This is a genomic window from Oceanicella sp. (assembly GCF_056449545.1).
The window spans coordinates 1-21137 of record NZ_JBWOMN010000056.1 but is presented as its reverse complement, the minus strand read 5'-3'; the positions used below and the strand labels follow the sequence as shown (position 1 = coordinate 21137).

At 70.4% G+C, this 21137-nt stretch carries 18 protein-coding genes; 8 read left to right on the top strand and 10 right to left on the bottom strand.

Features of this window, described 5'->3' with window-relative positions; all coding sequences use genetic code 11:
• Positions 1 to 76: 76 nt before the first annotated feature.
• The 4 genes from AC1HC7_RS07640 to puuE form a co-directional block, all read right to left on the bottom strand.
• Positions 77 to 1435 carry an 8-oxoguanine deaminase gene (locus AC1HC7_RS07640; RefSeq protein WP_479496204.1) on the bottom strand — a complete coding sequence of 453 codons (1359 nt, stop codon included), beginning with the start codon at positions 1433 to 1435 and terminating at the stop codon, positions 77 to 79.
• Positions 1436 to 1459: 24 nt separating this feature from the next.
• A complete protein-coding gene (locus AC1HC7_RS07635; protein WP_479496203.1) occupies positions 1460 to 1948 on the bottom strand; it encodes an ureidoglycolate lyase in 489 nt (162 codons plus the stop codon).
• The gene (gene alc, locus AC1HC7_RS07630; RefSeq protein WP_479496202.1) at positions 1945 to 2952 is read right to left on the bottom strand and encodes an allantoicase; all 1008 of its coding nucleotides are present in this window, start codon (positions 2950 to 2952) and stop codon (positions 1945 to 1947) included. The genes AC1HC7_RS07635 and alc overlap by 4 nt, the downstream gene beginning before the upstream one ends.
• Before the next feature lie 69 nt (positions 2953 to 3021).
• A complete protein-coding gene (puuE, locus tag AC1HC7_RS07625) occupies positions 3022 to 4443 on the bottom strand; it encodes an allantoinase PuuE (RefSeq protein WP_479496201.1) in 1422 nt (473 codons plus the stop codon).
• Between the two features lie 179 nt (positions 4444 to 4622).
• Between puuE and xdhA the strand changes: the two genes are divergently transcribed.
• The 3 genes from xdhA to xdhC are packed head-to-tail and all read left to right on the top strand — an operon-like array spanning position 4623 to position 9272.
• Positions 4623 to 6086: a xanthine dehydrogenase small subunit gene (xdhA, locus tag AC1HC7_RS07620; RefSeq protein WP_479496200.1), complete on the top strand. Its 1464-nt coding sequence runs from the start codon at positions 4623 to 4625 to the stop codon at positions 6084 to 6086.
• Positions 6083 to 8398: a xanthine dehydrogenase molybdopterin binding subunit gene (gene xdhB, locus AC1HC7_RS07615; RefSeq protein ID WP_479498896.1), complete on the top strand. Its 2316-nt coding sequence runs from the start codon at positions 6083 to 6085 to the stop codon at positions 8396 to 8398. The genes xdhA and xdhB overlap by 4 nt, the downstream gene beginning before the upstream one ends.
• A gap of 1 nt (position 8399) precedes the next feature.
• Positions 8400 to 9272 carry a xanthine dehydrogenase accessory protein XdhC gene (xdhC, locus tag AC1HC7_RS07610; RefSeq protein ID WP_479496198.1) on the top strand — a complete coding sequence of 291 codons (873 nt, stop codon included), beginning with the start codon at positions 8400 to 8402 and terminating at the stop codon, positions 9270 to 9272.
• Here the strand turns inward: xdhC and AC1HC7_RS07605 are convergent.
• Positions 9269 to 10201 (bottom strand): LysR family transcriptional regulator, encoded by a 933-nt coding sequence (locus AC1HC7_RS07605; RefSeq protein ID WP_479496197.1) that lies wholly within the window; start codon positions 10199 to 10201, stop codon positions 9269 to 9271. The genes xdhC and AC1HC7_RS07605 overlap by 4 nt on opposite strands.
• Positions 10202 to 10313: 112 nt before the next feature.
• On the opposite strand from AC1HC7_RS07605, the gene AC1HC7_RS07600 reads away from it, so the two are divergent.
• Positions 10314 to 11543, top strand: a complete 1230-nt coding sequence (locus tag AC1HC7_RS07600) for a urate hydroxylase PuuD (protein WP_479496196.1) — start codon at positions 10314 to 10316, stop codon at positions 11541 to 11543.
• Positions 11533 to 12858, top strand: coding sequence for a guanine deaminase (gene guaD / locus AC1HC7_RS07595; RefSeq protein ID WP_479496195.1), 1326 nt, complete (start codon positions 11533 to 11535; stop codon positions 12856 to 12858). Before AC1HC7_RS07600 ends, guaD begins: the two co-directional genes overlap by 11 nt.
• 29 nt (positions 12859 to 12887) lie before the next feature.
• Here guaD and AC1HC7_RS07590 read toward each other — a convergent pair whose 3' ends face one another.
• Positions 12888 to 14096 (bottom strand): MFS transporter, encoded by a 1209-nt coding sequence (locus AC1HC7_RS07590; RefSeq protein ID WP_479496194.1) that lies wholly within the window; start codon positions 14094 to 14096, stop codon positions 12888 to 12890.
• A gap of 270 nt (positions 14097 to 14366) precedes the next feature.
• Here AC1HC7_RS07590 and AC1HC7_RS07585 point away from each other — a divergent pair, with 270 nt between their 5' ends.
• Complete coding sequence (locus AC1HC7_RS07585) at positions 14367 to 14603, top strand: DUF1127 domain-containing protein (RefSeq protein ID WP_479496193.1); 237 nt, start codon at positions 14367 to 14369, stop codon at positions 14601 to 14603.
• A gap of 41 nt (positions 14604 to 14644) precedes the next feature.
• On the opposite strand, the gene AC1HC7_RS07580 is transcribed toward AC1HC7_RS07585, so the two are convergent.
• On the bottom strand, positions 14645 to 15541 hold the full coding sequence (locus tag AC1HC7_RS07580; protein WP_479496225.1) for a bifunctional transcriptional activator/DNA repair enzyme AdaA: 897 nt from the start codon (positions 15539 to 15541) through the stop codon (positions 14645 to 14647).
• 121 nt (positions 15542 to 15662) lie between these two features.
• On the opposite strand from AC1HC7_RS07580, the gene nth reads away from it, so the two are divergent.
• Positions 15663 to 16307 (top strand): endonuclease III, encoded by a 645-nt coding sequence (nth, locus tag AC1HC7_RS07575; RefSeq protein ID WP_479496192.1) that lies wholly within the window; start codon positions 15663 to 15665, stop codon positions 16305 to 16307.
• A 92-nt stretch (positions 16308 to 16399) separates the two neighbouring features.
• Positions 16400 to 17413, top strand: a complete 1014-nt coding sequence (locus tag AC1HC7_RS07570; protein WP_479496191.1) for an adenosine kinase — start codon at positions 16400 to 16402, stop codon at positions 17411 to 17413.
• Positions 17414 to 17432: 19 nt separating this feature from the next.
• Here the strand turns inward: AC1HC7_RS07570 and AC1HC7_RS07565 are convergent, their stop codons facing one another.
• From AC1HC7_RS07565 to AC1HC7_RS07555, 3 genes are all read right to left on the bottom strand, one after another.
• Complete coding sequence (locus AC1HC7_RS07565) at positions 17433 to 18782, bottom strand: Nramp family divalent metal transporter (RefSeq protein WP_479496190.1); 1350 nt, start codon at positions 18780 to 18782, stop codon at positions 17433 to 17435.
• Positions 18783 to 18894: 112 nt separating this feature from the next.
• Entirely contained in the window at positions 18895 to 20100 is a 1206-nt protein-coding gene (gene nhaA, locus AC1HC7_RS07560) for a Na+/H+ antiporter NhaA (protein ID WP_479496189.1), read from the bottom strand.
• Between the two features lie 109 nt (positions 20101 to 20209).
• On the bottom strand, positions 20210 to 21137 hold a 928-nt coding region (locus tag AC1HC7_RS07555; RefSeq protein ID WP_479498895.1), incomplete at its 5' end, for a TIGR01620 family protein.

Here is a 21137-nt window from a genome sequence, read left to right as displayed (position 1 = left end):
GCTTGAATGCCGCGTTCGGGTCAGAGTGACCGGGGAGCGTTCGCGTCCTGCGTTGCGTTCCGCCGGCCGGGGCGCCTCACGTCGCCAACCGCCGCATCCGCGCCGTCGCCGCGCGCTGGATCGCGCCTTCGTCCGCGCCCTGCAACGCGCCGTCGCGCACCGCCTCGCGCCCCTCCACCAGCAGATCGCGCACCCGGAACGGCCCGCACAGCATCAGCGCCGCCACCGGATCCCACGCGCCCGCGGCCTCGATCCCGGACATGTCCCAGACCGCGATGTCGGCGCGCTTGCCCGGCTCCAGCGATCCCAGATCCGGGCGCCCCAGCACCGCCGCGCCGCCCAGCGTGGCGATTTCCAGCGTCTCGCGCGCGCTCATGGCGTCGGCGCCGTTGGCGACCCGTTGCAGCAGCATGGCCTGCCGGGCCTCGCCCAGCAGATGCCCCGAATCGTTGCTCGCCGATCCGTCGACCCCCAGCGCCACCTTGACGCCGGCGTCGCGCATGGCGCGCACCGGCGCGATCCCGGACCCGAGCCGGCAATTCGAACAGGGGCAATGGGCGATCCCGGTTCCGCTGGCCGAGAACAGCCCGATTTCGGCGGCGTCCAGCTTCACGCAATGGGCGTGCCAGACATCGGCGCCGGTCCAGCCGAGGTCCTGGGCGTATTGCCCCGGGCGGCAGCCGAATTTTTCCAGCGAATAGGCCACGTCCTCGTCGTTTTCGGCCAGGTGGGTGTGCAGCGTCACCCCCTTGTCGCGGGCCAGCAGCGCGGTGTCGCGCATCAGCCCGGCGCTGACCGAGAACGGCGAGCACGGCGCCAGCCCGACCCGCAGCATCGCCCCTTCGCGCGGGTCGTGGAAGGCGTCGGTGACGCGGATGAAATCGTCGAGGATCGCGCGCTCGCTTTCCACCAGCGCGTCCGGCGGCAGCCCGCCGTCGCTTTCGCCGACGCTCATGGCGCCGCGGGTGGGATGAAAGCGCAGGCCGATGGTTCGCGCCGCCTCGATGGTGTCTTCCAGCCGCACGCCGTTGGGGAACAGATACAGATGATCCGACGACATGGAGCACCCCGACAGCGCCAGTTCGGCGAGCCCGAGCTGCGCCGAGACGAACATGTCTTCGGGGGTCATGCGCGCCCAGATCGGATACAGCGCCCTGAGCCAGCCGAACAGCAGCGCGTCCTGCCCGCCGGGAACCGCGCGGGTCAGGGTCTGAAACAGATGGTGATGGGTGTTCACCAGCCCCGGCGTCACCACGCAGCCCGTCGCGTCGATGATCGTGTCGGGATGTCGGGGGGCGGCGGGGCCCGGCGCGATTTCGGGGCCAACGGCGGTGATGACGCCGTCCTCGATCAGCAGCGCGCCGCCGGCGATCTCGCGCCGCGCGGCGTCCATGGTGACCAGCATGTCGGCGTTGCGGATCAGGATGCGGGCCATGGCGGCCTCCGGTTCGCGCGCCGCTCAGGCCTCGATGACATAGGGCGCGTGGAAAACATGTTCTTGCAGGTTGTCGCCCGGCCCGACCCGGTCGACGATGAGAAAATCCGCCGCGCCGTCCAGCGGCGCCAGCACCCCGTGCCAGCAGTTGCGACGATACTGCACCCCTTGCCCCGGCGCCGTCACGAAGGCCAGCGGGCGGCGGGGGCGGCCCGACTCGTCCTCGGCCACGGTGATCACGCAGCGCCCGCCGGTCATGGGCACGAAAGCCTGCGAGCCGAGCGGGTGGCGCTCCATCAGCGCCAGCGTCATGGGCAGGGCGACGCTTTCGCTGCGCGCCACGCTCAGCGCCACGGCGCCCTCCGCGTCGGTCTCGGGACGGGCGAGGTCGTGATGACGTTCGCAGCGCCCGGCATTGATGAGGAAATCCGGTCTTTCGCGCGCGCAGATCACCGCGCCGAACGGCGCGAAGGCCTCCGGCGTCAGCGGCCGGGCGCGCAGAACCCGGGTCACGCCAGCGCGCCGAACAGGCGAAGCCGGCTGACCCCGCCATCGGGAAAGATGTTGAGCCGCACATGGGTGATCGGGCCGATGGCGGCGATGTCGCCGGGGCCGAATTCGTGGATCGCGTCCGCCGACAGCTTGCGTTCCCCCAGCAATTCGTCCCAGAACATCGAGGCGGTGACGATGGCCCCGGTCAGGTCGCCGTCGAATCCGGCGAGGTCCGCGCCCTGGATCGAGCAGCGATCCGGGAAATTGCCCTTGAAGAACGCCGTGTCGATCAGCGCGCGGGTCACCGTCCCGCGCGCCCCCAGCGCGACGATCATCCAGTCATTGCCCGGTTCGCGCCGGCGCCGGGTTTCCCAGCCGTCGCCCATGTCGCGCCCGCGCCCCGGCGCCAGCAGGCGCTGGAAATCGCCGTAATGGGCGTCCGAATACGCCAGGCAGCGCCCGCCGTTCAGGGCCGAGGCGAGGTCGATCTCGCCCCCCGTCAGCGAGGCGGGATCCAGTTCCGGCCTGCCAAAGACCCGCAGCCGCGCAACGCCCCCGTCGGGGAGGATGCGCAGGCGCAGATGGGTCCAGATTTCGGCGCTGTCGCAGGCGAAGAAATGATGCGAATCCGGGCCCAGCGCGCGCATGCCCAGGACCTCGACCCACTCGGTCGCCGCGTCGGGATCGCCGTCGCTGCGGCAGGCCTCGATGCGGCAGGCGGGGGGGTAGTTGCCGGTGAAATGCGCGGTGTCCACGTCGAACCCGTCGATGCGCCCGCGCACGGCCAGCGCCACCACCGCGTGGTCATGGCCGCCGTCGCGCCGCCGCCGGCTTTCCCAGCCGTCCATCCACTTGCCGTGATCGTCGAACTTGCCGTCGATGAACACCGGGGCGCTGTCGGCCAGCATCCGATCGGCGGCGGCGAAGAAATCGTCGCTCGCCGACAGCACCCTGGCGCCGAGCCCGGCGGAGGCGAGGTTCACGGCGGCGCGCGCGAAGGCGGGCAGGGCGGGTTCGGCGGTCATGGTTGTCGTCCTTGTTGCGCGCCCCCCCGCGTCGCAGGGGGGCTGAAATCCGGATCGCGGGGCGATGCGTCAGGCAGGCAGCATGTCCTGCAGGCGCAGCAGCGCGATGCGTTCCACCTGTCGGCAGGCCTGGGCGAATTCCGCGTCCCGGTCGTGACCGATGCGCTGGCGGAAAGCCCGCAGGATGTCGTCCGAGCTCAACCCCTTCACCGCGACGATGAAGGGAAAGCCGAATTTCGCCATGTAGGCGGCGTTGAGGTTCTGGAACACCACGCGATCCTCATCGGTGAGCGCGTCGAGCCCGGCCGAGGCCTGCTCGGCGCTGGAGGCTTCGGTCAGCCGCCTGGCCGCCGCGAGCTTGCCGGCAAGGTCGGGATGGGCGCTCAGCACGCCGAGCCGCTCGGTCTCGTCGGCGGCGCGAAAGGCGCGGCACAGCGCGTTGTGCAGGCCGATGGCGGTGTCATGCGCGGGGCCGAGCTCCAGCGCGTGGGCGCGCTCGGCGATCCAGGGCGAATGCTCGAACATCCCGCCATAGCGTTCGACGAAGCGCTCCAGCGGCATTTCCGAGGGCCGCTCCCACGGCGCGGGGGCGGGGTGATGCGCCCGCCAGTGCCGGGCGATGTCGATGCGGCGCGCGAACCAGACGCCCCGCTTGCCTTTCGCGTAATCGAGGAATCGGCGCAGCGCCATCACCCGCCCGGGCCGCCCCGCAAGCCGGCAATGCAGGCCGATGGACAGCATCTTCGCCGATCCCGCCTCGCCCTCGGCGTAGAGCGCGTCGAAACTGTCCTTGAGATAGGTGAAGAACTGGTCTCCGGAATTGAACCCCTGGGGCGAGGCGAAGCGCATGTCGTTGGAATCCAGCGTGTAGGGGATGATCAGCTGATCGCGCCCGGCGGCGCGGCGCCAATAGGGCAGGTCGTCGGCGTAGGAATCGGCGATGTAGTCGAAGCCGCCTTCCTCGGTCGCCATGTCCACGGTGTTCATGGAACAGCGCCCCAGATACCAGCCGCGCGGGCGTTCGCCGGTGACCTCGGCGTGCAGGCGGATCGCGTCGCGCATGTGGGCGCGTTCGTCCTCGGGCGCGAAATCCTTGTATTCGATCCATTTCAGCCCGTGGCTGGCGATCTCCCATCCGGCGCTCTGCATCGCCGCCACCTGCGCGGGGGATCGGGCCAGCGCCGTGGCGACGCCGTAGACGGTGACCGGCACGTGCATCTCGCCGAACAGCCGGTGCAGGCGCCAGAACCCGGCGCGGGCGCCGTATTCATAGATGGATTCCATGTTCCAGTGGCGCTGGCCGGGCCAGGGCTGGGCGCCGATCGTCTCGGACAGGAACGCCTCAGATGCGGCGTCCCCGTGCAGCAGGCAGTTTTCGCCGCCCTCCTCGTAATTCACCACGAACTGCACCGCGATGCGGGCGTCGCCCGGCCATTGCGGATCGGGCGTCTCGCCGCCATGGCCATGCAGGTCGCGAGGATAGCGATTCATCGGCGGAATCCTGTCGCAGGAATTTTGATTGTCCTTGATAATGCAATTAATCTGCTGCGATTATCAAGAATCCGTGGAAATACTTCTACGCAGCGCGTCGTTCCAGGCGGCGGCGCGTCGGCGAATAATCCCCGGGGCGCCAAGTCGCCCTGCATTGCATCATTCGAGGACATGAACCCGTGAGCGCCACGCGACGCGAAATCCGCTTTCTGCTGAATGACCGCGAGGTCCGGCTGGCCGAAATCGGCGCCTCGGACACGCTGCTGGACCATCTGCGGCTCGCGCGCGGGCTCACCGGCACGAAGGAGGGCTGCGCCGAGGGCGATTGCGGGGCCTGCACATTGCTGGTCGGGCGCAGGGTTTCGGGCGGCTTGCGCTATGAAAGCGTCAACGCCTGCATCCGGCTGCTGGCCTCGGTGGATCTTTGCCATGTGGTGACGGTCGAACATCTGGCCCGCGACGGCGCCCTGCATCCGGTGCAGCGGGCGCTTGTCGATCATCACGCCAGCCAGTGCGGGTTCTGCACGCCGGGCATCGTCATGTCGCTGTATGCGCTGTGGATGCGCGGCGGCGCGCCCTCGGAAACCGATATCGAGACCGCGCTGCAGGGCAATCTTTGCCGCTGCACCGGCTACCAGCCGATTGTCCGCGCCGCCATGGCGGTGTCGGGCGACCCGGCGGCGGACCCGCTGATGCGCGCGCGCGCGGCGGTGCGCGCCAGGCTCGACGCCCTGGATGACGGCGCCCGGGTGGAAACGGCGCGCGGCGCGGATCGCGCCATCCTGCCGCGCGACGTCGATGATTTCGCCGAGATCTACGCGGCGCTCCCCGGGGCCACGGTGATCGCCGGCGCCACCGATGTGGGGCTGTGGGTGACGAAATTCCTGCGCGACCTGTCCCCGGCGATCTTCATCGGTCATCTCGACGCGCTGAAGCGGGTGGAGCTGGACGGCGACGCGCTGACCATCGGCGCCGGGGCCAGCTATTCGGATTGTCAGGACGCGATCGCCGGGTCCTTCCCGCACCTGGCGGAATTCTGGGACCGCATCGGCGGCTGGCAGGTGCGCAACATGGGCACGCTCGGCGGCAACATCGCCAACGGCTCGCCCATCGGCGACACGCCGCCGGCGCTGATCGCGCTCGGGGCCGAGGTCACGCTGCGCCGGGGCGCCGCGCGACGCGTCCTCGCGCTGGAGGATTTCTTCGTCGCCTATGGCCAGCAGGACCGGGCGCCCGGCGAGTTCGTCGAATCGATCCGCATCCCGCGCCCCGGGCCGGGGGCGATCAACGGCGCATACAAGATCACCAAGCGGCGGGACGAGGATATTTCCTCGGTCTGCGGCGCCTTTGGCGTGGCGCTGGACGGCGGCGAGATCGTCGCCGCGCGCGTCGCCTTCGGCGGCATGGCCGCGACCCCCAAACGCGCCGGCGCGGTGGAGGCGGCGCTGATCGGCCAGCCCTGGGCCGAGGCGACGATGATCGCCGCCGCCCCGGCCTTCGCCGAGGATTTCGCGCCCATCGGCGATTGGCGCGCATCGGCGCAATACCGGGCGCTGGCGGCGCGCAACCTGCTGCGGCGCTTCTATCTGGAAAACTCGGATTTCGCGCAGCCGGCGCGGCTGGCGAGGGGGCGTGCGTCATGAGCCGGATCATCAAGGGCGCCGTGCACAGCGACCAGCGCCACGATTCCGCCCGCAAGCACGTCACCGGCGAGGCCGAATACGCCGACGACCTGCCCGCGCCGGCGGGGATGCTGCACGCGTATCTGGGGCTGTCCGAGGCGACGCATGCCGATATCGCGGCGCTGGACCTGTCGGCGGTGCGCGCCGCGCCGGGCGTGGTCGACGTGCTGACCCATGCCGACGTTCCGGGCGCCAACGACATCAGCCCCACCGGGCTGGATGACGAACCGATCTTCGCCGAGACCCGCGTCGAATTCCACGGCCAGCCGATCTTCGCGGTGATCGCGCGCAGCCGCGACGCGGCGCGCCGCGCCGCGCGTCTGGCCCGGGTCGATTACGCGCCGCTGCCCCATGCGGTGGACGTGGCCGAGGCCATGGCCGCCGGCCACCCCCATGTCACCGCGCCGCTGAAGCTTGAACGCGGCGACGCGGCGGCGGCGATGCGGACCGCCCCGCATCGCATCAAGGGCGAGATGCGCGTCGGCGGGCAGGATCATTTCTATCTCGAGGGCCACATCGCGCTGGCCCTGCCCGGCGAGGATGACGAGGTGACGGTGATATCCTCGACCCAGCATCCCAGCGAGGTGCAGCACATGGTGGCCCACGCGCTGGGCGTGCCGTCAAGCGCCGTCGAGGTCTCCATCCGCCGCATGGGCGGCGGTTTCGGCGGCAAGGAAACCCAGCCGAACCTGTTCGCCGCCGTCGCCGCCATCGCCGCCAAGAAGCATGGGAAAGCCGTGAAACTGCGCCCGGATCGCGACGACGACATGATCGCCACCGGCAAGCGCCATGATTTCCTGATCCGCTACGAGGTCGGCTTTGACGACGCCGGCCGGATCCTGGCGGTGGAGGGCGAATTCGCCGCGCGCTGCGGGTTTTCCGCCGATCTGTCCGGGCCGGTGACCGACCGGGCGCTGTTCCATGCCGACAACGCCTATTTCTACCCGAATGCGCGCCTGACCTCGCGGCCCATGAAGACCAACACCGTGTCCAACACCGCGTTTCGCGGCTTTGGCGGGCCGCAGGGCGTGATCGCGGCGGAACGCATCATCGAGGAGATCGCCTTTCATCGCGACATGGACCCGCTGGCGGTGCGCAAGGCGAATTTCTATGGCGGCGAGGGGCGCGACGCGACCCCCTATCACCAGAAGGTGCGCGACAACATCCTGGATCGTCTGGTGGCGGAGCTGGAGCAAGACAGCGACTACGCCGCCCGCCGCGCCGACATAGTGAAATTCAATGAAAACAACAAGATAATCCGCAAGGGGATCGCGTTGACGCCGGTGAAATTCGGCATCTCCTTCACCGCCACCTGGTTCAATCAGGCGGGGGCGCTGATCCATGTCTACAATGACGGCTCGATCCGGCTCAACCACGGCGGGACCGAGATGGGGCAGGGGCTCTACACCAAGGTGGCGCAGGTGGTGGCGGACGCGTTCCAGGTGGATCTCGACCATGTGCGGGTCAGCGCGACCACCACCGCCAAGGTGCCCAACACCTCGGCCACCGCGGCCTCGTCGGGCACGGATCTGAACGGCATGGCGGCGCTGAACGCGGCCGAGCAGATCAAGGCGCGGCTGGTGGCCTTCGCCGCCGAGAAATACGGCGTCGCGCCGGATCAGGTGGCGTTCGAACCCAATGCGGTGCGGATCGGCAACCAGCGCAAGCCGTTCCCGGACCTGATAATGGAAGCCTACATGGCGCGGGTCCACCTGTCGGCGGCGGGGTTCTACAAGACCCCGGACATCCACTGGGACCGCGACGCCGGCAAGGGCAGCCCGTTCTACTACTTCGCCTATGGCGCGGCGGTGTCGGAGGTCTCCATCGACACGCTCACCGGCGAATATCAGGTCGATCGCGTGGACATCCTGCATGACGTGGGCAAATCCCTGAACCCGGCGCTGGATCTGGGGCAGGTGGAGGGCGCCTTCGTGCAGGGCATGGGCTGGCTCACCACGGAAGAACTGTGGTGGGATGGCAAGGGCCGCCTGCGCACCCACGCGCCCTCGACCTACAAGATCCCGCTGGCTTCGGACCGCCCGCGCGTCTTCAACGCCCGGCTGGCGGCGTGGTCCGAGAACGCCGCCGCCACCATCCGCCGCTCCAAGGCGGTGGGCGAGCCGCCTTTCATGCTGGCGATCTCGGTGCTGGAGGCGCTGTCCATGGCGGTGGCGAGCGTGGCCCCGCGCCGGGTCTGCCCGCGGCTGGAGGCCCCGGCCACGCCGGAGCGCATCCTGCTGGCCGTGGATCGGCTGCAGCGCGGGGAGGGCTGAGATGCCCGACGGCTTCGCGACGGTCCTGGCGGATGACTGCGTGCTGGTGGAGGTGGCGCGCGCGCGGGGCTCGACCCCGCGCGAGGCGGGCGCGTGGATGCTGGTCTCGCGCGACGGCGCGTTCGGCACCATCGGCGGCGGGCAGCTCGAATACATGGCCATCGACGAGGCGCGCGCGCTGCTGGCGCGCGGCGGCGCGGCGCGGCGGCTCGACATCCCGCTCGGTCCCGGGATCGGCCAGTGCTGCGGCGGGCGGGTGGCGCTGGCGCTCGCCCGGCTGGACCGCCCCGGCAAGGCCGCGGTTCAGGCGCGGCGCGCGGCCGCGCGCGCCGCCCGCCCCGGGGTGCTGGTGTTCGGCGCCGGGCATGTGGGCCGGGCGCTGGCCGCGGCGCTGGCGCCCCTGCCGTTGCGCGCGGCGCTGATCGACAGCCGCGCGGCGGAACTGGCGCTGGGGCCGGCGGGCGTGGAAAAGCGGCTTTGCGCGCTGCCCGAGGCGCAGATCCGCGCCGCGCGTCCCGGCGACGCCTTCGTCATCCTCACCCATGATCACGCGCTGGATTTCCTGTTGGCTCAGGAGGCGCTGGCCCGGGGCGACGCGGGCTATGTCGGCATGATCGGCTCGCGCACCAAGCGCGCCGCCTTCGACAGCTGGCGGCGCGGAACCGGGGCGCCGGAGGCCGAAACCCCGCTGATCTGCCCGATCGCGGCGGCGGGGCGCGGGGACAAGCGCCCGGCGGTCATCGCGGCGTTCGCGGCGGCGGAGATCGTCGCGGCGCTGGCCGGCGCCCCGGCCCTCTCGTCGCTGGCCCTCTCGTCGCTGGCCCCCCCGTCGCCCCCTCCGTCGCTGGCCCCCGCGCCGAAGACCCGCGCCTAGCCGTCGCCCTGCCCGACCGGCTCGAGCATCGCCTTCAGCCGGACGCGGCATTGCGCGATCATGTGATCGACGAACAGCCGCACCTTCGGATCCTGCAGGCGGCGATGGGGGTAGAGGCAGGCGCAGCGCGAACTCGGCGGCGGGAAATCCTCCAGCACCGGGACCAGCGCGCCGCTGGCGACATGCGCGGCGACCTCGAAATACGGCTTGTTGACGATGCCGCGCCCGGCCAGCGCCCAGTCGGTGAGCACGTCGCCCTCGTCGGCGTCATAGGGGCCGGAGATCAGCAGCTTGCGCGGGCCGGACGGGGTGTCGAGCGTCCAGTAGTATTCCTTCGAGCCCGGATAGCGCAGCAGCAGGCAGCGGTGCCGGCGGGCGAGGTCCTCGGGGGTCTCGGGGGCGCCGAAGGCCCGCAGGTAGGCGGGCGCGGCGCAAAGCGCGCGGCGGCAGTCCATGATCAAGCGCAGCTTCATGTTGGAATCCTGCAGATCGCCGAGCACGAAGGCCACGTCCACGCCCTCGTCCAGAATGTCCACCCGGCGGTCGGACAGGCGCAGGCGCACCTCGATATCGGGGTAGAGATCGTTGAAATCCGGGATCAGCGGCGCCACCACGCGCCGCCCCAGCCCCAGCGGCGCGGTGACCCGGATCGCGCCCTGGGGCTTGCCGGCGCGGCTCGCGACCACCGCCTCGGCGGCGTCCAGCGCCTCGATCACCTTCAAGGCGTGGTCGTAATAGACGCGGCCGATCTCGGTGGCGGCGATCTTGCGCGTGGTGCGGTTGAACAGGCGGATGCCGAGCCGCTTTTCCAGTTCCTTGATGCGGTTGCTGGCCACCGCCGGGGTCAGGCGCTGGTCGCGCCCGGCGGCGGTGATGGAGCCCAGTTCAATCGTGCGGATGAAGACGCGCATGCTGTCGAGGTAAGGCATTCGCCGTCCGTTTCGATTATCAATGGAATATTGATAGTAAACCCGGATTTCCGCGGTTTTTCAAGCTGTGCGCATCTGCGACAGTGCCGTGCACCGCGATCTGGGAGGCGTCATGTTCGAATACGCAATCGTCTGGGACTGGCTGGGTTTCGCCATGCGCTGGCTGCATGTGATCACCGCCATCGCCTGGATCGGCTCGTCCTTCTACTTCATCGCGCTGGATCTGGGGCTGCGCCAGCGCCCCGGCCTGCCCGAAGGCGCCCATGGCGAGGAATGGCAGGTGCATGGCGGCGGCTTCTACCACATCCGGAAATACCTGGTGGCCCCGGCGGAGATGCCCGAGCACCTGACCTGGTTCAAATGGGAAAGCTACGCCACCTGGCTGTCGGGCTTCGGCATGCTGGCGCTGGTCTATTACGCGGGCGCCGACCTGTATCTGGTGGATCCGGCGGTGTGGGACGTGTCGGCGGGCGTCGCCATCATCGTGTCGCTGGCCTCGATCGGCATCGGCTGGGTGATGTACGACCTGATCTGCAAGTCGAAATTCGGCGATGACAACCGCCGCCTGATGATCCTGCTCTACGCCATCCTGGTGGTCATGGCCTGGGGCTATGCGCAGGTGTTCACCGGGCGCGCGGCCTTCGTGCATCTGGGGGCCTTCACCGCCACCATCATGTCGGCGAACGTGTTCTTCATCATCATCCCCAACCAGAAGATCGTGGTCGCGGACCTGAAGGCCGGGCGCGTGCCGGACCCGAAATACGGGCGCATCGCCAAGCAGCGCTCGACCCACAACAACTACCTGACGCTGCCGGTGATCTTCCTGATGCTGTCCACGCATTATCCGCTGGCCTTCGCCACGCCCTACAGCTGGGCGATCGCGGCGCTGGTGTTCCTGATGGGGGTGACGATCCGGCACTGGTTCAATTCCAGGCACGCGCGCAAGGGCGCGCCCTACTGGACCTGGGCCGCCACCGCGCTGCTGTTCGCCGCCATCATGTGGCTGTCGACGCTGCCCGGCCCGGACGCCGATGACGCGGAGGCCCGCCTGTCGCCGAGCGCCGAGCGCTTCGCCGCCGCCGAGCTGTTCGAGGAGGTGCATGACACGGTGCTGGGGCGCTGTTCCATGTGCCATGCGCGCGAACCCGGCTGGGACGGCATCCTCCGGGCCCCCAAGGGGGTGCTGCTGGAGACCGCATCGCAGGTGGCCGAGCGCGCGCGGGAAATCTACCTTCACGCCGGGCGGACCACCGCCATGCCGCCGGCCAACGCCTCGATGATGGAGCCGGAGGAGCGCGCGCTGATCGTCGCCTGGTTCGAAAGCGTCGCCAATGGCGAGTGACCCGTCTGCGAAAACCGCCGCCGCGACCCTGCTGCGCGGGCGCGTGCTGTCGTTTCGCGCCGAACCCCGGGGGGTCGACGACCTCGACGCCTGCCTCTATCGCCCGGACGGGGCGGTGCTGCTGCGCGACGGGCTGATCGCGGCGGTCGGGGATTACGACGCGGTGCGCGCCGCCGCGCCCGAAACCGTCGCGGTGATCGACCACCGCCCGCATCTGCTGATGCCCGGCTTCATCGACGCCCATATCCATTTCCCGCAGATGCAGGTGATCGGGTCCTGGGGCGAACAGCTGCTGGACTGGCTCAACGACTACACCTTCCCCGAGGAAGCCAGGTTCGCCGACCCGGATCATTGCGCCCGCATCGCCGTGCGGTTCTTCGACGAACTCGCCCGCCACGGCTCCACCACCGTCGTGGCCTATTGCTCGTCGCACCGGGCGTCCGCGGAGGCGTATTTCGCCGAGGCCGCGCGCCGCAACATGCGGGTGATCGGCGGCAAGGTGATGATGGATCGCAACGCGCCGGGCGGCGTGCTCGACACGCCGCAATCCGCCTATGACGACAGCGCCGCGCTGATCGCCCGGTGGCATGGCAAGGGGCGGGCGCATTACGCGATCACGCCGCGCTTCGCCATCACCTCGACCCCGGCGCAGATGCGGATGGCCGGGACCCTGCTGCGCGAAAACCCCGATTGCTACATGCAGACGCATCTGTCGGAAAATCATGACGAAATCGCCCTGACCAAACGGCTGCACCCAACGGCGCGGGACTATCTGGACGTTTACGAAAGCCACGGGCTGCTGGGGCGCAGGAGCCTGTTCGGCCATTGCCTGCATCTGGAGCCGCGCGAGCGCGCCGCGATGGCCGAATCCGGATCCGTGGCGGTGTTCTGCCCGACCTCGAACCTGTTTCTGGGCAGCGGGCTGTTCGACGAGGCCGGGCTGCGCGGCGACGGCGTGCGCACCGCCATCGCCACCGACGTGGGCGGGGGCACCAGCTTTTCCATGCTGCGCACGCTGGACGAGGGCTACAAGGCGCTGCAACTGCGCCGCCAGCAGATGAACCCGCTGAAATCCTTCTACTGGATCACGCTGGGCAACGCCCGGGCGCTGTCGCTCGAGGCGAAGATCGGCACGCTCGACGCCGGGACCGAGGCCGATATCGCGGTCATCGACAGCCGCGCCACCCCGGCGATGGCGCTGCGCATGGAGACCGTCGAGACGCTGGCGCAGGAGCTGTTCGTGGTGCAGACCCTGGGCGACGACCGCGCGGTGGCGGCGACCTATGTGGCGGGGCGGGCGGTCGATCCGGGCTGAGCGCGCCGGGGGCCGGCCGCCCGACGGGGCTAGCGGCGGCCGGCGAAGAACAGCGCCAGCGCCGCCGCGGCGGCGCCGATCTCCAGCGCCGCGCGCAGGCCCAGCAGGTCGGCGACGCCGCCCAGCGTCGCCGCGCCAAGCGCCGCGGCGCCGATGCTGACCACGATCCACAGGGACGCCAGGCGGCCGCGCAGTTCGTCCGGGGCCTCCATCTGCACCACCGCCTGAGTGCCGACCCCGACCGCCGTGCCGGCAAGCCCGATCCCCGCCACCAGCCCCAGCGCCAGCGGCCAGGATTGGCTCAGCCCCAGCAGCGCCGTCAGGGTCAGCCCCAGATAGGCGGCGCGGCGGCTCATGCGCAGCAGGCCGGCCTTTTCCTTCGCGCGCCGCGCCAGATGCAGCGAGGTCAGCATCGCGCCCGCCCCTGCCGCGGCGCTGAGCGCGCCGAGCCCGGCCGCGCCTCGGTTGAACAGCCCGTCGGCGGCCACCGGCAGGATTTCCAGCACCGCGCGCCCGATCAGCGCATAGGCGCCGCTGATGGCGATGGCCTCGCGCAGGCGGCCCTCGGTCCAGGCGTGGCGCGCGCCCTCGCGCAGTTCGGCGATCATGTCGCGCCGGGGCGGGTCGGCCTCCGGCCTCCGCGTCGCCGGGCCCAGGGCCGGCAGCCGGGTCATCACCAGCACCTGCGGCGCGAAGCACAGCGCCGCCAGCCCCAGCGCCGCGCCCGCCCCCGCATGGGCCACCAGCCAGCCGCCCAGCGCCGGGCCGATCATGCGGCTGAGGTTGAAATTCACCGCCGCCACGCCGATGGTCTGGCCGACGATGGCGCGCGGCACCAGGCGCGGGGCCAGGGTCATGCGCATGGGGTGATAGGCGCTCGACGCCAGCCCCACCCCCGCCGCCGTCGCCGCCAGCGGCGCGATGGACAGCGCCCCGCCCCGCGCCAGCCCCAGCAGCAGCATCGCGAACCCGGCCTGGCATATCTGGGTGATGATGATGCCGTGGCGCGGATCGACCCGGTCGGCCACCACCCCGAACAGCGGTCCGACGAAGATCGTCGGCGCGAAGCCCAGAAACGCCACGATCCCGGTCCAGGTCGCCGACCCGGTCAGGTCCCAGGCCAGCCAGGCCATCACCAGCCGCAGCATCCACATGCCGTTGAGCCCGAAAAACCCGCCGATCAGGTAAAGGCGAAACGCCTTGTGGCGCAGCGGCGCGGGGATCCCGGATGACAGCATGGCCCGTGTTTCGCGCGAAACCGCGCCCGGGTCCAGCGCCGCGCGCGCCCGGCGCGAAATAACCTTGCGTTCAGGGCGTTTCGCCGGGCCAGTCATGCATTCGGCGCAACGCGGCCTTGCGCGATCCTGCATTGAATGTTGCGGCGCACATAGTCATATCGCAGTGCAACAACACCTGCCGACGCCGCCCGATGGCGGCGATCGTCCGCAGGGCGTCACCGGACGGGCGCACGCGCCGCGTCGCCCGCCGCAAACTGAAAGGACACCGCAATGGCCACTCTCGCTCATCAGCTCCCGGTCGCGTCCGCGACTTACGATTCGATTCTCTTCGGCCTGTTCGGCCGCATCGCCGCCCTGCGCGAGCGTTTCGCCAAATGGCGCCTGTATCGCCAGACCCTGGCCGAGCTGTCGACGCTCGACGCCCGTGAACTCGACGATATCGGCCTGCCGCGCGGCGGTCTCGCCGGCATCGCCTACGAGGCCGTCTACGGCAAGCGGGAGGCCTGAGGCCTCCGCCAGCCGAACGACCATTGCCGAACCCCGCGCCCTCAGGGCGCGGGGGGGCCGCCGCCCGCCGCCGCGCCTTCGCGGGTTTCCAGCCGGGCGGTTTCATAGGCCAGCATCGCCCGCTTCACCGGCAGACCCCAGTGATAGCCGCCCAGCCCGCCGGATTTGCGCAGGGCCCGGTGGCAGGGGATCAGCCAGCTTATGGGGTTGCGCCCCACCGCCGTGCCCACCGCGCGCGCCGCCCTGGGGGCGCCAATGACCTGCGCGATGTCCGAATACGTGGTGACGTGGCCTGACGGAATGGCCAGCAGCGCTTCCCAGACCTTGATCTGGAACGGCGCGCCGATCAGCTGCAACCGCGCCTCGCCGCCTTTTCCGAACGCCGCCGAGACCCAGGGCGCCAGCGCCTCGGGCGCCTCGATGAAATCCGCCTTCGGCCAGCGCGCGCGCAGATCCGCGAGCGTCGCCGCACGCCCGGCCTCGGCCGCGAATCCCATGGCGCAGAGCCCGCGCGCCGTGCCCATGGCCAGCGTGTCGCCGAACGGGCCGTCGAACCAGCCCCAGCTTATGGTCAGCCCGGCGCCGCCGCTGGCATAGGCGCCGGGGCTCATGGCCTCCCACCGCACGAACAGGTCATGCAGGCGCCCGGGGCTCGACAGCCCGGTCGCGTAGGTGGCGTCGAGCACCGTGTGGCGCTCACGCAGCAGCGCCCGCGCGTGGTCCAGCGTCAGGAATTGCAGGTAGCGTTTCGGGCTGACCCCGACCCACTGACTGAACAGCCGCTGGAAATGCGTCGGGCTCAGCCCCATGCGCGCCGCCAGATCCTCCAGCGAGGGCTGTTCGGCGGCGTTGGCCTCGATCATCGCCAGCGCCGCCCCCACGAGATCGTAGTGAAACCCCTGTCCCGACCCGGCGTAGCCGCGGTCGGGTTTGCGCATCTCGGTCATGGCTTGTCTCCCTGGGCATCGGATATCGCGCGTTCGGCGCGCCCGGGCCACCCGAATCTTGCGCCGCGCCGCTTGCGCTCGCCCGGTTCATCGTCGCATAGTCCGCGCCGCCATGACCCAGCAGCTCGACTACCGCGCCATCCGCGAGATCTTCCGCCGTTTCCGGCTTCGCGAGCCGGCGCCCAAGGGCGAGCTTGAACACACCAACGCCTTCACGCTGCTGGTCGCCGTGGCCCTGTCCGCGCAGGCCACCGACAAGGGCGTGAACCGCGCCACCCGCGGGCTGTTCGAAATCGCCGACACGCCGCAGAAGATGCTGGCGCTGGGCGAGGCCGGGCTGATCGAGCATATCAGGACCATCGGGCTGTTCCGCAACAAGGCGAAGAACGTCATCAAGCTGTCTCAGCGCCTGATCGACGCCTTCGACGGCGAGGTGCCCTCGTCGCGCGCCGCGCTGCAAAGCCTGCCCGGCGTGGGGCGCAAGACCGCGAATGTGGTGCTCAACATGTGGTTCCACTACCCGGCGCAGGCGGTGGACACGCATATTTTCCGGGTCTGCAACCGCACCGGCATTGCGCCCGGCAAGGACGTGATCGCCGTCGAACGCGCCATCGAGGACCAGACCCCGGTGGAATTCGCCGGTCACGCCCATCACTGGCTGATCCTGCATGGCCGCTACGACTGCAAGGCGCGAAAACCCGCCTGCGCCGGCTGCCTGATCCGCGACCTTTGCCTGTTCGACGAGAAAACGCCGTGATCCGCCTCGGCGCCGCCGGGACCGAAAACTGATCGACCGCCGCCGAAACGCGGCGGGACCAACGCGCTGCTGAATCTGGAAGGACATGTTTCGTGTCGCAAACCGCAAGCCAAAAAACCTATGACGTGGTCGGGATCGGCAACGCCATCGTCGACGTGCTGGGCCGGGTGCCGGACAAATTTCTGACCGCGAACGGCGTCGAGAAGGGCATCATGCAGCTGATCGACGCCGCGCGCGCGGTGGAGCTTTACGCCAGGATGGGCCCGGCGCAGGAAATCTCCGGCGGCTCGGCGGCCAACACCATCGCCGGGCTGGGGATGCTGGGCGGGCGCGCCGCCTATGTGGGCAAGGTGCGCGACGACCAGCTCGGGGCGATCTTCGCCCATGACATCCGCGCGCTCGGGGTCGGGTTCGACACCCCCATGGCCCCCATGGCGGTGACCGGCGAGGAAACCGGTCGCTGCATGGTGCTGGTGACCCCGGACGGCGAACGGTCGATGAACACCTATCTGGGCGTGTCCGCCGATCTCGGCCCCGGCGACATCGACGCGGACCTGATGGCCAGCGCCGAGTGGATCTATCTGGAGGGCTACCGGTTCGACGGCTTGGACAGTCAGGCGGCGTTTCGCAAGGCCATCGCCGCGGTCAAGTCGGCGGGGGGCAAGGTGTCGATCACCCTGTCCGACCCGTTCTGCATCGAGCGCCACCGCGACCTGTTCCGCAAGCTGATCCGCGAGGATGCGGACCTGCTGTTCGCCAATGAATTCGAACTGGTGTCGCTGTACCAGTCGGCCTCGCTGGAGGACGCCATGGAGGCCGCCCGCGCCGAGGTCGAGATGACCGCCGTCACCGTCGGCCCGGCGGGGGCCTATGTGATCAACGGCGCGCGCACGGTGCACGCCCCCGCCGCGCCCATGGCGCGGGTGGACGCCACCGGGGCGGGGGACCTGTTCGCCGCCGGTTTCCTGTTCGGGCTGACGCGGGGGCGCAACCTGCTGACCTGCGGCGCCATGGGCTGCGTCTGCGCGGGCGAGGTGATCTCGCATATCGGGGCGCGGCCCGAGGAGGACCTGAAGCAGCTGTTCGCGCGATTCGGGCTGGTCTGAAAAGGGGCCGCCGCCGGGGTCAGAGCGTGGCGGCGAAATCGATCAGCAGCTTGAGGTTCAGCGCGATCACCGTCGCGGCGATGAACACCGCCAGCGCCAGCATCCAGACGGGCGCGCGAAACGCGCCCATGCGCCTGCGGTCCAGCGAGAACATCACCAGCGGCACCACCGCGAAGGGCAGCTGCAGCGACAGCACCACCTGGCTCAGGATCAGCAGGTCCGTGGCGCCGCGTTCGCCGAACATGTAGATCATCGCCACCGCCGGGACGATCGCCGCGCCCCGGGTGATCAGCCGCCGCGCCGCCAGCGGCAGGCGCAGGCGCAGGAACCCCTCCATGATGATCTGCCCGGCCATGGTCGCGGTGACCGTCGAGGCGAGCCCCGAGGCCAGCAGCGCCACCGCGAACAGCCCCGGGGCGATGCTGGCGCCCAGCAGCGGCGCGAGCAGCGCGTGGGCCTCGGCCAGATCATCGACCACGCCCTGGCCGCTGTCGTAGAAGGCGGCGGCGGCGAGGATCAGGATCGAGGCGTTGACCAGCAGCGCCAGCCCCAGCGCGACGGTGGAATCGAGCACCGCGAATCGGATGGCGTCCTTCTTGCCGCGTTCGTCGGTGTCATAGGCGCGGGTCTGCACGATGCCGGTGTGCAGATACAGGTTGTGGGGCATGACCGTGGCCCCGAGGATGCCCAGCGCCAGATACAGCATCTTGTCGTTGGCGACGATCTCGGGCGAGGGCAGGAACCCGGCGAGGATCCCCGACAGCGACGGCTGCGCCAGGATCAGCTGGCCCACGAAACAGCCGGCGATGACCAGGATCATCGCGGCGATGAAGGCTTCGAGATAGCGAAAGCCCCGCGATTGCAGCCACAGGATCAGGAACACGTCGAGCGCGGTGATCGCCACGCCCCAGATCAGCGGCAGGCCGAACAGCAATTGCAGCCCTATGGCGGCGCCGATGACCTCGGCGAGGTCGGTGGCGATGATCGCCAGTTCGGCCAGCGCCCACAGCGCGAAGGCCGTCGGTTTCGAATAATTGTCGCGGCAGGCCTGCGCCAGATCGCGCCCGGTGGCGATGGCGAAGCGGGCGCAGAGCGCCTGCAGCAGGATCGCCATCAGCGACGAGGCCAGCACCGCCGCCAGCAGCGTGTAGCCGAATTGCGAGCCCCCGGCGATCGAGGTGGCCCAGTTGCCCGGGTCCATGTAGCCCACCGACACCAGAAACCCCGGGCCCATGAACGCGAAGAAGCTGCGCATGAAACGGCCGCGCGCCGGCACCGGCACCGAGCGGAAGGAGTCCACCATGGACGGCGTGTCTCCGGCGATCGGGCGTCGGTCGCGCGGCGCGTCTATGGCGTTGGCGTCGGACATGGGCGGGCGGCCTTTGCGGTTCGCGGATCTGTTGATTTCGCCGCGAAGCTACACCAGCCGTTTGCCGGTGTAAATGCAAATCATTCGCATCAAGGGCCGCCCCCGCGCCCGGTCACACCGGGGCGCGCGTGGCGTCCGAGAATTCCTCGGGCTTTTCGGGGCCGGCCTTGCTGGTGGTCAGCATCACCAGCGCCCCGGCGAGCCCCGACAGGATCGAGCCGGTCAGCACGCCGAGCCGCACCAGATCCCCCTGCGCCGGGTCCGAGAAGGCCAGCGAGCCGATGAACAGGCTCATGGTGAAGCCGATCCCCGCCAGCAGCGAGGCCCCGTAGAGCTTGCGCCAGCTGATCGAGGCGGGCAGCGAGGCCAGCCCCAGCTTGATGCAGACCCAGGCGGTGCCGAACACGCCGATCTGCTTGCCCAGGAACAGCCCCAGCGCGATGGCCAGCGGCGTCGGCTGCATCAGCTTGTCCACCGACATGCCCGCCAGCGGCACCCCGGCATTGGCGAAGGCGAACAGCGGCATCACCGCGAAGGCGATCCAGGGGTGCAGGCCGTGTTCGTAATCCTCGGCCAGCGAGCGGCCCTCGCGGTCGGGCTCCAGCGGGATCGCGAAGCCCAGCGCCACGCCGGCCAGCGTCGCGTGCACGCCGGATTTCAGCACCGCCACCCACAGCACCACGCCGAGGATCACATAGGGCGCGCCGCGCTTGACCCCGGCGAAGTTCAGCGCCGCCAGCGCGACCAGCGCGCCGCCCGCCGCCAGCAGCGCGGTGGTCGACAGATCGGCGGTGTAGAAGGCGGCGATGATGACGATGGCCCCGAGGTCGTCCACCACCGCCAGCGCCAGCAGGAAAGTTTTCAGCGCCGTGGGCACGCGGCTGCCGAACAGGCTCAGCACCCCCAGCGCGAAGGCGATGTCGGTGGCCGCGGGGATCGCCCAGCCGCGGGCCTCGGGGCTGTCGAACCCCACCACCAGCAGGAACACCAGCGCCGGCGCCGCCATGCCGCCCACCGCCGAATACACCGGCAGCGCCGCGCGGTTCCAGGTCGACAGCGACCCGCGCGCCACCTCGCGTTTGATTTCCAGCGCCACCACCAGGAAGAACAGCGCCATCAGCCCGTCATTGATCCACAGCAGCAGCGGCTTGGAGATCCCGGCGTCATCCACCTTCACCGTCACGTAGGTGGACAGGAAGGCGTCGTAGAGCGGTTCCAGCCCGCCGATGTTCTTGAACGCCAGGCCCAGCGCCGCCGCGAGGGCGAGCACCAGCCCGCCGGCGATGTCCGAGGGCAGTCCGAATATGCGAGGAGCCATGGTCGGTGTCCTTTTCAACTGGGTCTTGGCCCGGGGGGGCGGGCGCGGCGGCGAGTGCGGCGCCAATGGCGCCAATGCGTGAACGGCGTGAACGCCGGAAGAGCGCGGGTCAGTCCGGGGGCGCGGCGCGATCCGCGCCCGGCACGATGCCGCGCAGCGCCCGGGCCACGAGATTGCGCGCTCTGGGGCGGGGCAGGGCGGCGAAGGGCAGCGGGCGGCAGACCTCGACGGCGGCGACGCCGACGCGGGCGGTGAGGGCGGCGTTGACCAGCCCCTCGCCGAACCGCCGGGACAGCTTGGACAACGCGCCGCCGCCCAGCAGCGGGCCGAGCAGATCGTCGCCCATGGCCACGGCGCCGGTGGCGATCAGATGCGTGGCCACCGCGCGCAGCAGCCGCCACGACCCCAGCGCCCCGGCGCGCCCGCCGTAGATTTCGGCGATGCGTCGGATCATGCGCAGGTTCAGGGTCAGCGCCGCGGTCACGTCCAGCAGCGCCACGGGGGCGAAGGCGGTGAACCCGGCCACCTGCCGCGCGGCGGTCTCGATCGCGGCGCGGGCCTCGGCGTCGAGCGGCGAAAGGCATTCGCGCTCGGCGAGCCTGATCAGCGCCTCGGCGTCCACCAGATCGCCGGCGCGCGCCGCCACGCGGCCCCGCGCCCAGTCCTGATCGGGGCGCGCGGCGTAAAGCCGGTCGATCCCGGCAAGCACCTTTCGCGCCTCCGACGTGGCGCCGTCGCCGGCGTCGCCGCGCAGCGCCCGTTCCGCCGCCAGACGCAGCGTTTCCACCTTGCCGAGCCGCGCCAGCGCCGCCGCCTCGCGCAGCGCCGCGATCAGCAGCGCCAGGACCAGCGTCGCCGCCAGCGCCAGCGCCAGCCAGCCCAGCGCCGGATAGGCCGCCATCAGCCCGGCGACGAAATCCCACGCCGCCACCGAAATCGCCAGCGTCAGCAGCCCGCCCAGCGCCCCCCAGAACATGCGCCCGACCCAGCCGGGGCCGGGGGGGGGGGGGGGGCGGCGCCGGGCGCGGGCCGCCCGC